Raw genomic sequence first — 12,921 nt, 5'->3', positions numbered from 1 at the left:
CTGAAAGCAATGCGCCGTGCGTCGTGCGCGCTGATGGTGGCTGCGTCGCTGGGTTCGCCGCTCGCGGCATTCGCGCAGGCGCCGCGCTATGCCTTCGCAGTCGTGGCGAACGCGCTCACCTCGCAGTCCGAGGAAACATCCGCGCAGCGGCTCATCGACGCCATCGGGCGCGATCCGCAAATCGCGTTCGCGGTCTACGACGGCAATCTCAAAGGCGCACACGAAACCTGTGCCGACCATCTTTACGAGCGCCGTCACGACCTGGTCGATGCCTCACGTGCGCCAATCGTGTTCGTGCCCGGCGAACGCGACTGGGTCACCTGTGGCATGAACGGATCGGGCGCCTACGATCCCGCTGAGCGACTCGACTTCCTGCGCCAGAACTTTTTCTCCGATCCCAACGCGCTAGGCCAAACCCCCTTGACGCTCACGCGCGAAAGTGAAGTCTCGCGCTTCCGGCCGTATCGGGAAAACGTGCGCTGGCAACTCGGAGACACCGTGTTCATCGGGCTGAACGCGCCGGACGGCAACAATCACTATCTCAATGCGGGCGGGCGCAACGGCGAGTTCGAAGACCGCGTGATCGCCAACGGGTTCTGGCTCGAACATGCGGCCGAGTATGCGAAACGCCGCAACGCGCGCGCGATCGTCATCTTCATGCAAGGCAACGCGATGCCCGAGCATTACGAGCGCCCCGACCGCTTCGCGTGGCTGCGCTTTCACCGTGCGCCGCGCGACGGCTATCTCGAGTTGCGCCGCAACCTCGTGAAGCTCGCCGAGATTTTCCGCGGCCAGATCATCATCGTGAATGCCGACGACTCGAAGCTCGCACATGGCTTCACGATCGATCAGCCGCTGCGTAACGACAAGGGAACAAGGATAGAAAACGTTACGCGCATCGCGTTCTCACTGCGCGATCCGCTCACGCAATGGCTGCAGGTGGACGCCGACATGGCGCGCCGCACGCCGCTGCGCGTGAGCGTGCACGATGTTCCGAAGCATCTGCCGCTGTTGCCCACGCAGCCGTCGCCGTACACGCCTGGCGCCGGGTCGTCGCCCGCGATGCCGGAAATGCCCGAAGTGTCATCGATGCCGGATGTGACCGAGATTCCCGGCATGCCTCAGTCGCCCGACGTCGCGCCCGCGTCGCCTGGCGCATCTGGAACCGCCGTGCCTCCCGGCTTGCCGCCGGCCGGCAACGGCGTGCTGATGCCGGCGTGGCCCACGCAGGGTGGCCAGAATGGTCTAAAAGGTCGGAACGATGCGAACGGCCAGAACGGCCTGGAGGGTGGAAACAGCGGCGGCAATAGCCAGCCGCCTGATCAGCTGCAGCCGCCCGGCGCACCGGCTTCAGGCGGCTTCGCGCACTGAGACGCGCTTAATGCAGGGTGGGTTTCGAGGCGCCTTCGTCGCCGTCGTCTTCTTCGTCTTCGTCGACGATTTCGAGGCCGTCCGCGCCATGCGCGTGCTCATGTTCGATTTCGTCTTCGGTAGCGGTGCGCACTTCTTTGACCGTCAGCGCGAAACGCAGCGCCATGCCCGCTAGCGGATGGTTGCCGTCGAGCACGACCTTGTCTTCAGCGACGTCCGTGACCGTATAGATGAGCGTGTCGAGGTCTTCGTCGCCTTCTTCGGGCGTGCCTTCGAACTGCATGCCGACTTCGAGCGGCTCGGGAAAGCGGTTGCGCGGCTCGATCTTCACGAGCTCGGGATCGTACTCCCCGAAAGCGTCCTGCGGCTCAAGCTGGACCTGGGTCTCGAAGCCCGGCTCCTGCCCGTCCAGCACTTCCTCGATCTTGGGGAACGTGCCATCATAGCCGCCGTGCAGATAGACCATCGGCTCGTCGCTTTCCTCAATCAGATTGCCCTGCGCATCCGATAGCTTGTAAGCGACCGACACGACGGTGTCCTTTGCAATTTTCATTCGTTCCTCCAGATTACAGACCACATTATACGATGCCGAAGCGGTCCCCAGACCACCCGGTGGACGCGCGCAAGCGGCGCGCCTCCCTCCCCCTGGCATGCCCCGCGCCCGATGTTGCCACGCCGCTTCTGGGCGGCCTGACGCCGGCGCAGTTCATGCGCAAATACTGGCAGAAAAAGCCGCTGTTGATCCGCCAGGCGATTCCCGACGTCGAAGCGCCGCTCTCGCGCGAAGCCCTCTTCGCGCTCGCAGACAACGACGATGTTGAGTCGCGTCTCATCACACATTTTCGCCGCCGCTGGGCGCTGGAACACGGCCCGTTCTCGCCGGACGAACTGCCTACACCGAAGACCCGCCAGTGGACGCTCCTCGTGCAGGGCGCCGACCTGCATGACGATCGCGCGCGCGCCCTGCTCGAGCGCTTTCGCTTCGCGCCCGATGCGCGGCTCGACGACCTCATGATCTCGTACGCATCGGACGGCGGCGGCGTCGGTCCGCACTTCGATTCGTATGATGTCTTCCTGCTCCAGGTGCACGGCAAGCGCCGCTGGCGTATTGGCGCGCAACGCGATCTCTCGCTGCAGGAAGGCCTGCCGCTCAAGATTCTCGCGAATTTCCAGCCTGAGGAAGAGTGGGTGCTGGAACCGGGCGACATGCTGTACCTGCCGCCGCACATCGCCCACGACGGCATCGCCGAAGGCGAATGCATGACGTGCTCGATCGGCTTTCGTTCTCCTTCCACCAACGAATTGACGAGCCAGTTTCTTTACTGGCTCGCCGAGCGCGGCGCCGATAACGGCGACGGCAAGCCCACGCTGTACCGCGACCCCGGCCAGCCGGCCGTGGCGCACCCGGCGCAGCTTCCCCCGGCACTCGTGGAGCGTGTTGGCGACGTGCTTGCTAAAGTGCGCTGGAGCGACGCCGACGTCTCCTCGTTCGTGGGCTCGTGGCTGTCCGAACCGAAAGCCAATGTGGTGTTCGACGCCCCGGAAAAAGCGCTCGACGAAGCCCGTTTCGTTGCGCAAGCGGCAAAAAATGGGATAACACTCGACCGCAGGACGATCCTGCTTTACGATTCGCGGTCGTATTACCTGAATGGGGAACAGTACTTGCTCAAAGAGGCAAGAAAGTGGCTGCCGGCACTGGCCGACAGGCGCTCTATGGACGGGAAACGCTTTGTAACACTCTCACACGATTCGTGTGTGACAGCGTTGCTACACGAGTGGTATCGTGCGGGCTGGATTCGGACCGGGGTGCTTGCCTAAGCGCTTCGGACTGTTATACCGTACTAAAATAGTGCTTGTATGAGAAAGACAACGTATTGTCCCCGGATTTGTCGACGGTCGATACGAAAGTGCCTATAATTTCCGGCCAGGCCGTAGGGAAGATTCACGCTCTTGCAGTGCGTCTCCACCAGCGGCTCAGGTCGGTGTTGGGGCACATTTACCGGTATTATTTTGCGCTGTTGCTTACCTTTAACCATAAAAGGACGTGATCATGAAGAAATCCCTCCTCGTAGCATCCCTGCTGGCAGCTGTTGCACTCGCTGCGTGCAACAAGAGCAGCGACCAAGCTGCTGCGCCGGCTAGCGATGCTGCTGCTGCTTCGGCACCGGCTGCTGCTGCTTCGGATTCGGCAGCTGCTGCTTCGGGCGCTGCTGCTGCTGCGAGCGACGCTGCTGCTTCGGCTAACGCTGCTGCTTCGGACGCTGGCGCTGCTGCTTCGGACGCAGGCGCTTCGGCTCCGGCTGCTGCTTCGGGCGCAAGCCAGTAAGTTGCGTTCGCGCGACGCTCGCCCGGGACCTCGGTCCCGGTGGGCATCGCGGCGAATCGCCGTACGGTCTTTTGCTTGCGTCAAACGCGCTTTAGACACACGGCGGGCAAGCGAAAAAGCCACGAACTCAGGTTCGTGGCTTTTTTGTTATGCAGTGCACACGAAGCTCAGTGCGCTTCGCCAGGCTCCCCTGCCTTCTCGTTCTTCTCTTCGAAGAACGCCTGCACCACTTCGATCTCCCGCGTCCGCTTGAATGGCGGCAGGCTTTGCCAGATACGTCGTCCATACGGTTTGTCGACGAGTCGGGTGTCGCAGATCATCAACACGCCGCGGTCGGTTTCCGCCCGGATTAGTCGCCCCGCGCCCTGTTTGAGCGTGATCACCGCCTGCGGGAGCTGATGGACGGCGAACGGGCTAAGACCTTTCTTCGCCAGCGCATCAAGGCGCGCCGCCAGCACGGGATCGTCGGGCGGTGCGAACGGCAGCTTGTCGATGACCACGAGCGAGAGCGCATCGCCGCGCACGTCCACTCCTTCCCAGAAGCTCTGGCTGCCCACGAGGATCGCATTGCCATAGGCGCGAAAGCGCTCGAGCAGTTCCGTGCGGCTCGCGTCGCCCTGCACGAGCAGCGGCGTGTTCCAGCCGCGCGCCTCGATCGTGTCGCGCAGCTTCTGGGCAATACGGTCGACGGCACGCAACGTCGTGCATAGCATGAAGACACCGCCGCCCGACGCCTCGATCGCCGGCAACGCCGCATCGAACACCGCGTCGGTGAACTGCGGCGACGACGGCTGCGGCATGTTGCGCGGCACGTAAAGCAGCCCTTGCGTGGGATAGTCGAACGGGCTCGGCAGCGTCATAGAGCGGCGCGAACTGAGGCCCATTTGCGCCGCGTAGTGCGTAAAGTCGCCACGCACCGAAAGCGTGGCCGACGTGAAGACCCACGTGCGCGGCACACCGGCGCGCTGCTTGGCGAAGATCGGCGCTACCGAGAGCGGGGTTTCGTGCAACTGCACCGTGTGCGAGAACACCTCGACCCAGCGGACTTTCTCGTCTGCGTCGTCCGGCGCGTCAGCCTTTTCGTTCTGCCCGTCCGCGTCGGCCTCGCGCGTTTCGCGCGCCGGCGCGGCGCCCTGCGGCGCGGTCCAACCCGCGAGGATGCCCTGCAGCTCGCGCGCGCGGCGCAGGCACGCGCCAATCGATTCGGCACGCTCGGCCTGCCCCGCGAGTGCCGTGGCAAGCGCGCCCAGCTCGGTCTGCAGCGCGTCGAGTGCATCGAAGAGCGGGTGATCCTCGGGCAACTGCGTGATCGAAAGCCGCAGCGAGTCTTCCTTGAACGCGAGCCGTACGTCGCGCGCAGCGCGCTCCAGCGCCGCACCGAGCTTGACCCACTCCACCGCGTCGCGCGCGTGGCTCAGACCTTCGGCCACGCAATCGCGCGCGAGTTCGAGGAACTGTGCAGTCGAGAGCGTTTCGCCGAAAAAGAGCGTTGCCGTTTCGGGCAGCTGATGGGCTTCGTCGAAGATGATCGTATTCGCGCTCGGCAGCAGTTCGGCCATGCCGGTGTCGCGCAGCATGATGTCGGCGAAGAACAGATGGTGATTCACCACCACGATGTCGGCCTGCTGCGCCTCGCGGCGCGCCTGCATCACGAAGCAGTCCTTGTAATGCGGGCACTCCTGGCCCAGACAGTTATCGCGCGTCGATGTGACCATCGACCAGACGGCCGCCGTCTCGGGCACGCTCGCGAGCTCGGCCTTGTCGCCCGAGCGCGTGATCTTCGCGAAGCGCACGATTTCCTGCAGATACGCGGTTTCCTGGCGCGACGGCAGCCGGCCGTTGTCGGCCGTGCGCTGCAGGTAGTAGTGGCACAGATAGTTGGCGCGGCCCTTGAGCATCGCCACGCTCACGGGCACTGCCAAGGCGTCGCGCACGGTAGGAATGTCGCGCGCGAAGAGCTGGTCCTGCAAATGCTTCGTGCCCGTCGAGACGACCACCTTGCCGCCCCACAGCATGGCCGGCACGAGGTACGCATAGGTCTTGCCCGTGCCCGTGCCCGCCTCGACGATCAGCGTGTTGTCGCCGTTCCCGGCTGCGGCGCGCGCCGCTTCCTCGGCGGCGGGCTGCGCCGGCGCACCACGCTCGACCCGCCGCGCCGGGCGCGACTGGAGTTCGAACGCCGCGGGGTCGGGCAGGGATTGCGCGGCAGCTTCCATCGCGGCCGCGACCGCGCGCGCCATTTCGATCTGCGCAGCGCGTGGCCGATAGCCGTCGATCTCGCGGGCGAGCAACCCGTCGGCCGCAAAGAGCTCCTCGAGCTCGGCGGCGCGGCGTGCGCTCAACGTGGGTGCAGCGGTTGTTTGCGCCGCGCGCGCGTCGGCCTCCGGCGCGCCGCCTTCGCGCGCGGGCCGGGAACGGGAAACGGTCGTTGAATTCAAGGCAAGCGGTTCCTGCTCGGTCCGGAACGGCGCAACGCGCCGACTGCCGCGCCCCGGCGCCTGCCAGGACCCGGAATCAGGCGTGCCCGTCCGAAGTCTTCGTTGAATCGGGGTCCAGCTGCAGTTGCAGCAGGAGGATGTTGTCCTTGACCTTGAGCTTGCGCTTCTTCAGCCTCTGCAGTTCGAGATCGTCATAGTCCGGGGTGTCGGACATCCTGTCTATCAGGCGGTCCAGATCGCCATGTTCCGATTCCAGTTGCAGAATGCGGTCACGAAGGACCTCGGTCTTGACTTCACGATGCTCGCGCATGCTCGCCTCCTCGACATATGCGGCGCGCGCTTGCGAAGGACGACGCGCCTGAGGTTGCAGTCCGGCTGAAAAATCGTGCTACTGGTCCTGCTGTTCTTCCTGCTGCTGCTTTTCCTGTTGCTTCTGCTGTTCTTCTTGTTGCTGCTTTTGCTGCGCCTTCTCGGCCGCCTGTTTCTGACGCTCTGTGACATCGGCCTTGTGCTTCGCCGCGTCTTCCTGCTTCTGCTGGTAGCGCTGGGCCTTGTCGGCGCGTTCCTGAGCCTTTTGCTCGCCCTGGCGGCGCGCTTCGTCGAGCTGGTTCTGGTAGTTCGCCTGCTTCTGGTCGTACGCCGCCTGGTTCGCGTTGCGCTGCGATTGCTCGCCCTGGCGCTGTGCCTGAGCCAGCGCATGCTGCCTCTGCTTTTCCTGATACGCCTGCTCGTTCGCCGCACGCTGCGGCGCCTCGGCCTCGCGCTGCGCCTGATCGAGCGCGTGTTGCTGCTGCTTCTGTTCGAACGCCTGCGCGCTGGCCGCTTCGTTGGCAGCGCGCTGCGGCGCATTGGCTGCGTCCTGCGCGCGTTGCAATGCGGCCTGCTGGTCGCGCTGCTGTGCATGCGCGGCACGTTTTTCGTCGTCGAGCGCCAGTTGCTCGCGACGGATATCGGCCTGCACGACACGCATCTTGTCGCGCGCCTTGCCGACGCAATGATTCACGAAGAACGTGCTGTAGCAGTTGTGCTGCGCGACTGCAAACTGGTAGTCGTTCTCCGCGGTACGACGGTCCAGCACCTGCTGCCGCGCGTCGAAATCACTCTGCTGCGACTGTAGCGTGCCAGCACCCCCAGCCGCATCAGACGCCGCGAGCGGCGCGTTGCCCGAAACCGCCGGCTGCAACGGCGCGGTTGCCGCGCCTCGCTGCTGCAGCGGCCCTGACACCCCGACGGCCTGCGCGAGGGCCGGAACGCTCGCACCAAGGCTCAACGCGACGGCACAAATTGCCCCAAGAGCGGGGAACCGCCGAGTGACGCCATGAGGCGTGCGAAACCGGGCAAGGGGCAAATCAGGCGAGAAGCGGGAGGTCGTCAACGTCTTCTGTGGGCAGCGGAACATGGGGGAAATTCTAACACCCCCCGGGTTGAGCGCTCGGCCATTTATGGCAAAATGCCCCGCTCCACCGGCCGGCGGACGCGCCCGGCAAGGTGCCTTTTCAGGACACTGGGCGCCCCGGGCGCTCGAGCCCGCACCGGCCGCCGGACCGCAAACCCGGACCCGCAATCCGATCCTCGCAGGAATATCCAGACCCTATGACGGAAACCGTAGCACTCAAGATCGTCCAGCGTATCGCCACTGAACTGAGCGTGCAGCCGCGCCAGGTCGCAGCCGCCGTGCAGCTTCTCGACGAAGGCTCGACCGTTCCGTTCATCGCCCGTTACCGCAAGGAAGTCACGGGCAATCTCGACGATACGCAACTGCGTACGCTCGAAGAGCGCCTGCTCTATCTGCGCGAACTCGAGGACCGCCGCGCGGCGATCCTCGCGAGCATCGAGGAACAAGGCAAACTCACCGACGAATTGCGCAGCGCCATCGAAGCGGCCGACAGCAAGCAGGTTCTCGAAGACCTCTATCTGCCCTACAAGCCCAAGCGCCGCACGCGCGCGCAGATCGCGCGCGAAGCCGGGCTGCAGCCGCTCGCCGACGCGCTGCTTGCGAACCCCCTGCTCGACCCGCAAACGCAAGCCGCGCAGTACGTGGACGCCGAGAAGGGTGTCGCCGACGTCAAGGCGGCGCTCGACGGCGCACGCGACATCCTCTCCGAACAGTTCGGCGAAACGGCCGAGCTGCTGGGGAAGCTACGTGACTGGCTGCACAACCAGGGCGTGGTGATGTCGAGCGTGGTCGAGGGCAAGGAAAACGAGGAAGGCGAGAAGTTCCGCGACTACTACGACTATTCCGAGACCATCAAGACCGTGCCGTCGCACCGCGCGCTCGCGCTGTTCCGCGGCCGCAACGCCGGCGTGCTGATGGTCAAGCTCGGCCTTGGCGGCGAGCTGGACACGCAGGTGCCGCATCCGGGCGAAGCGATGATCGCGCGCCACTTCGGCATTGCGAACCAGAATCGCCCGGCCGACAAATGGCTCTCCGATGTCTGCCGCTGGTGCTGGCGCGTGAAGGTGCAGCCTCACATCGAAAACGAGCTGCTCACCAACCTGCGCGAGCAGGCGGAGAACGAAGCGATCCGCGTGTTCGCGCGCAATCTCAAGGATCTGCTGCTTGCCGCGCCGGCCGGCCCCAAGGCCGTAATCGGCCTCGACCCGGGCCTGCGCACGGGCGTGAAGGTCGCCGTGGTCGACCGCACGGGCAAGCTGCTCGCCACCGACACGATCTACCCACACGAGCCGCGCCGCGACTGGGACGGCTCGCTCGCGAAGCTCGCGCGCATCGCCGCGCAGACGCAAGCGGAACTCATCAGCATCGGCAACGGCACGGCCTCGCGGGAAACCGACAAGCTCGCGAGCGAGCTGATCTCGAAGCATCCCGAACTGAAGCTGCAGAAGATCGTGGTTTCCGAAGCCGGCGCGTCCGTTTATTCGGCGTCCGAACTGGCTGCGAAGGAATTTCCCGAGCTCGACGTGTCGCTGCGCGGCGCCGTTTCCATCGCGCGCCGTCTGCAGGACCCGCTCGCCGAACTCGTGAAGATCGAGCCGAAAGCGATCGGCGTGGGCCAGTACCAGCACGACGTGAACCAGCGCGAACTCGCGCGTTCGCTCGACGCCGTGGTCGAGGACTGCGTGAACGCGGTGGGCGTCGATGCGAACACGGCCTCCGTCGCCCTGCTCGCGCGCGTGTCGGGTCTGAACTCGACGCTCGCGCGCAACATCGTCGATTTCCGCGATGCGAACGGCCCGTTCCCCTCGCGCGAGCATCTGAAGAAGGTGCCGCGTCTGGGGGACAAGACCTTCGAGCAGGCCGCCGGCTTCCTGCGCATCAACGGCGGCGACAACCCGCTCGATCGCTCGTCGGTGCACCCGGAAGCGTACCCCGTCGTCGAGCGCATGCTCGCGAAGATCAAGCGTACGATCGGCGAGGTGCTCGGTAGCCGCGAAGCGCTCTCGGGCCTGGCGCCCACCGAGTTCGTGGATGAACGTTTCGGTCTGCCGACGGTGCGCGACATCCTGAGCGAACTGGAAAAGCCGGGCCGCGATCCGCGCCCCGAGTTCAAGACGGCGACGTTCCGCGATGGCGTCGAGAAAGTGTCCGACCTCGTGCCGGGCATGCTGCTCGAAGGCGTCGTGACGAACGTGGCCGCGTTCGGCGCATTCATCGACGTGGGCGTGCATCAGGACGGACTCGTGCACGTCTCGGCCATGTCGACGAAGTTCATCAAGGACCCGCACGAAGTCGTCAAGGCCGGCCAGGTCGTGAAGGTGAAGGTGCTAGACGTCGACATGAAGCGTCAGCGCATTGCGCTCACGATGCGTCTGGACGACGACCCCGCGAGCGCCGGCGCGACGCGCAGCGGCGGCGCGGGTCAGTCGGGCAACCGCGACAATCGCGACAACCGCGGCGGTGGCAATCGCGACAACCGCGGCGGCCAGCGTTCGCGCGATGCGGAACCGGGGGGCGCGATGGCGGCGGCGTTCGCGAAGCTCAAGCAACGCTGATGCCCGCATGACGCGACGCGGGCCGCAACGGCTCACGTTGCGCGTGCAACAAAAAAGGCACCCTGGAGGTGCCTTTCTTACTGGTCGAAACGACGCAATCAGATCTCGATCTTCGTCCCGAGTTCGACCACGCGGTTTGCGGGAATGCTAAAGAAGTCGGTGGGCTTCGCGGCGTTCTGATGCATCCACGCGAACACGCGTTCGCGGAAAATCGACATACCCGGAAGCTGCGTCGGCACAACCGTCTCGCGCGCGAGGAAGAACGACGTGTCCATCATCTCGAACGTCATGTTGTGGGTACGCGAAATGTCGTCGAGCACCGCCTGCACATCGGGCGTTTCGTTGAAGCCGTAATCGGCCTGCACGAGATAGAGCCCGCCGCCGACATCCTTCACCGTCACGCGCTCCGCATCCACCACATACGGAATGTCGCGAATCACGAACGTGAGGAAGATCGTGCGTTCGTGCAGGACCTTGTTGTGCTTGAGGTTGTGCAGCAGGCTAACCGGCACGAGCGATTCGCTCCCCGTGAGATAGATCGCCGTGCCCGAAACGCGGTGCGGCGGGTGCGCGAGCAGCCCCTGCAGGAAGGGCATGAGCGGAATGCCGTCGGCGGCCGTGCGCTCCTTCACGATCATGCGGCCCTTGAACCAGGTCATCAGCAGGAAGAACAGCAGCGCACCGATGCCGAGCGGCAGCCAGCCACCCTCCTCGACCTTCAGCAGGTTCGCGCCGAAGAAGCCCAGATCGACGGCCAGCAGCACAGTGATGATGCAGGTGACGAGCGCCTTGTTCCACTTCCACACCTTCGTCATCACGACGGCGACGAGCACCGTGGTGATCACCATCGTCGCGGTCACGGCGATACCGTATGCGGCGGCCAGATTGTCCGAACTCTTGAAGGCGACCACGATGCACAGAATGATGAAAAGCAGCATCCAGTTCACGACCGGCACGTAGATCTGGCCGATGGCGAGGTCCGACGTGTGCAGCACCTTCATGCGCGGGACGTAGCCAAGTAGGATAGCCTGGCTCGTGAGCGAGTACGCACCCGAGATGACGGCCTGCGAAGCGATCACGGTCGCCACCGTGGAAAGCACGACGAGCGGCAGCAACGCCCACTCTGGCGCGAGCAGGAAGAACGGATTTTCGATCGCGCGATGGTCCTGCATCAGCAGCGCGCCCTGCCCGAAGTAGTTGAGCACGAGCGAGGGCATCACGAGCACGTACCAGGCGTAGCGGATCGGCTGCGCGCCGAAGTGACCCATGTCGGCGTAGAGCGCTTCCGCGCCGGTCAGCACCAGCACGACCGAGCCGAGCACCACGTAGGCCTGCAGCATATGCGCGCCCATGAAGGCGACCGCATAGTACGGATTGAGCGCAGCGATGACACCCGGCGCCTGCACGATGCGCGAAACGCCAAGCACGCCGATGGTGATGAACCACAGCACCATGATCGGCCCGAACAGGCGCCCGACGAGCGCCGTACCGTGACGCTGGATCCAGAACAGTGCGACCAGGATCACCATGGTGAGTGGCAGCACGAGGTGCGCGAGCTTCGGCGCGGCGATCTCGAGGCCCTCCACCGCCGATATCACCGAGATGGCTGGCGTGATGACCGCGTCGCCGTAAAACATGCACGCGCCGAAGATGCCGAGCGCCGTGAGCAGCGCGGCAGCCTTGCTCTTGCGATTGAACGAGCGCATGGCGAGCGCCATGAGCGCGAGCACGCCGCCCTCGCCGTTGTTGTCGGCACGCATCACAAAAAGGACATATTTGACGCTCACGACGATCACGATCGCCCAGAACAGCAGCGAGATGACGCCGAGGATGGACGTCTCGTTGAGCGGAATGCCGTGCGCCGGACTGAACGCCTCTTTCAGCGAATACAGCGGGCTCGTGCCGATGTCGCCGAACACCACGCCGATGGCCGCTACGGCGAGAGAAGGTAGCGGCTGCTTGGCCACGTGTGTGCTAGTTGTCATATACGCGGTAATCCGTTGCGAGGCGGAAAAAACGAGCGCTATTCTAAACCGGGCTGCGGCGGAAACCGAGCGGTCGTCGCGGCACTGCGACATCCCGCTGTCCCCGCGCAGTTTAGCACTGGCCCCAGATGTCGTCTGCCTGCCTGCGCCGCCGCCGGCGAATCGGTGGGCGACTCACAAAAAAAACGGAGCCATGAAGGCTCCGTTGCTGGATCTGGCCACGGCGGGATGTGGGAACACCGGCGGCGGCACTGCCCCTTCGTTACTTCTGCGCGTCTTGCGCTCGCTGCAGACCACGTTTGATCCACGCACTGAGATTGTGCGGGCGCACCGTATCCCATTCCTCGAACGGCTGGTGGATCCACGGATTGGTCGGCAGATGCTGGACGAAATAGTCCGGCGTCACCTTCGAGCAGCCCTTGTACCAGAGCACCGCCGAGCGCACGCCGGTCACGGCCGGGTAACGCTCCTTGAGATGCTCCTGCACGCGTGCGAGCGTGACGCCCGAGTCGACGAGATCGTCGACGAGCAGCACGTTGCCTTCCAGGTGACCGCGCGTCATCGTGATGTACTGCGCGATGTCGAGCTCGCCCTGCTCCGTGCCGGCGGCTTCGCGATACGAGCTGGTTGCGAGGATCGCCAGCGGCAGGTCATAGATGCGCGAGAGCTGGTCGCCCACGCGCAGACCGCCGCGTGCGAGGCACAGGATCTGGTCGAACTTCCAGCGCGACTCGTGCACCTTGAGCGCGAGCAGTTCGATCAGCCGGTGATACTCGTCCCAGCCGACCCACAGATTCTTTTCGTCGTTGCGCGGGTCCATCATTTGAATCATTTTTGCTTCTGCCTTCTT

General features: G+C 64.7%; 10 protein-coding genes. 4 read left to right on the top strand and 6 right to left on the bottom strand.

All coding sequences use genetic code 11. The features are described 5' to 3' along the window. The first annotated feature begins 9 nt into the window (after positions 1-9). The gene (locus M3I53_RS06780) at positions 10-1,371 is read left to right on the top strand and encodes a hypothetical protein (RefSeq protein ID WP_254315198.1); all 1,362 of its coding nucleotides are present in this window, start codon (positions 10-12) and stop codon (positions 1,369-1,371) included. Between the two features lie 7 nt (positions 1,372-1,378). On the opposite strand, the gene M3I53_RS06775 is transcribed toward M3I53_RS06780, so the two are convergent. Then, complete coding sequence (locus tag M3I53_RS06775) at positions 1,379-1,924, bottom strand: peptidylprolyl isomerase (RefSeq protein ID WP_254315197.1); 546 nt, start codon at positions 1,922-1,924, stop codon at positions 1,379-1,381. Between the two features lie 32 nt (positions 1,925-1,956). On the opposite strand from M3I53_RS06775, the gene M3I53_RS06770 reads away from it, so the two are divergent. Next, the gene (locus tag M3I53_RS06770) at positions 1,957-3,189 is read left to right on the top strand and encodes a cupin domain-containing protein (protein ID WP_254315196.1); all 1,233 of its coding nucleotides are present in this window, start codon (positions 1,957-1,959) and stop codon (positions 3,187-3,189) included. Between the two features lie 232 nt (positions 3,190-3,421). Next, entirely contained in the window at positions 3,422-3,697 is a 276-nt protein-coding gene (locus tag M3I53_RS38575) for a hypothetical protein (RefSeq protein WP_375542475.1), read from the top strand. Between the two features lie 167 nt (positions 3,698-3,864). Here the strand turns inward: M3I53_RS38575 and M3I53_RS06765 are convergent, their stop codons facing one another. The 3 genes from M3I53_RS06765 to M3I53_RS06755 form a co-directional block, all read right to left on the bottom strand. Further along, a complete protein-coding gene (locus M3I53_RS06765; RefSeq protein ID WP_254315195.1) occupies positions 3,865-6,135 on the bottom strand; it encodes an ATP-dependent DNA helicase in 2,271 nt (756 codons plus the stop codon). Between the two features lie 76 nt (positions 6,136-6,211). Beyond that, complete coding sequence (locus M3I53_RS06760) at positions 6,212-6,445, bottom strand: DUF465 domain-containing protein (RefSeq protein WP_028204122.1); 234 nt, start codon at positions 6,443-6,445, stop codon at positions 6,212-6,214. Between the two features lie 78 nt (positions 6,446-6,523). Continuing rightward, entirely contained in the window at positions 6,524-7,534 is a 1,011-nt protein-coding gene (locus M3I53_RS06755) for a colicin transporter (protein ID WP_302057590.1), read from the bottom strand. 194 nt (positions 7,535-7,728) lie between these two features. Here M3I53_RS06755 and M3I53_RS06750 point away from each other — a divergent pair, with 194 nt between their 5' ends. Then, positions 7,729-10,086: a Tex family protein gene (locus M3I53_RS06750; RefSeq protein WP_254315193.1), complete on the top strand. Its 2,358-nt coding sequence runs from the start codon at positions 7,729-7,731 to the stop codon at positions 10,084-10,086. 98 nt (positions 10,087-10,184) lie between these two features. Here the strand turns inward: M3I53_RS06750 and M3I53_RS06745 are convergent, their stop codons facing one another. Both M3I53_RS06745 and M3I53_RS06740 read right to left on the bottom strand, forming a co-directional pair. Next, complete coding sequence (locus M3I53_RS06745; RefSeq protein ID WP_254315192.1) at positions 10,185-12,071, bottom strand: potassium transporter Kup; 1,887 nt, start codon at positions 12,069-12,071, stop codon at positions 10,185-10,187. A gap of 262 nt (positions 12,072-12,333) precedes the next feature. Beyond that, positions 12,334-12,903 carry a phosphoribosyltransferase gene (locus M3I53_RS06740; protein WP_028204126.1) on the bottom strand — a complete coding sequence of 190 codons (570 nt, stop codon included), beginning with the start codon at positions 12,901-12,903 and terminating at the stop codon, positions 12,334-12,336. Between the last annotated feature and the right edge of the window lie 18 nt (positions 12,904-12,921).

The organism is Paraburkholderia sp. CNPSo 3272 (genome assembly GCF_024206495.1).
In the GTDB taxonomy this organism is placed as follows: Bacteria; Pseudomonadota; Gammaproteobacteria; order Burkholderiales; family Burkholderiaceae; genus Paraburkholderia.
This window is presented reverse-complemented; position numbering and strand designations above follow the sequence as displayed.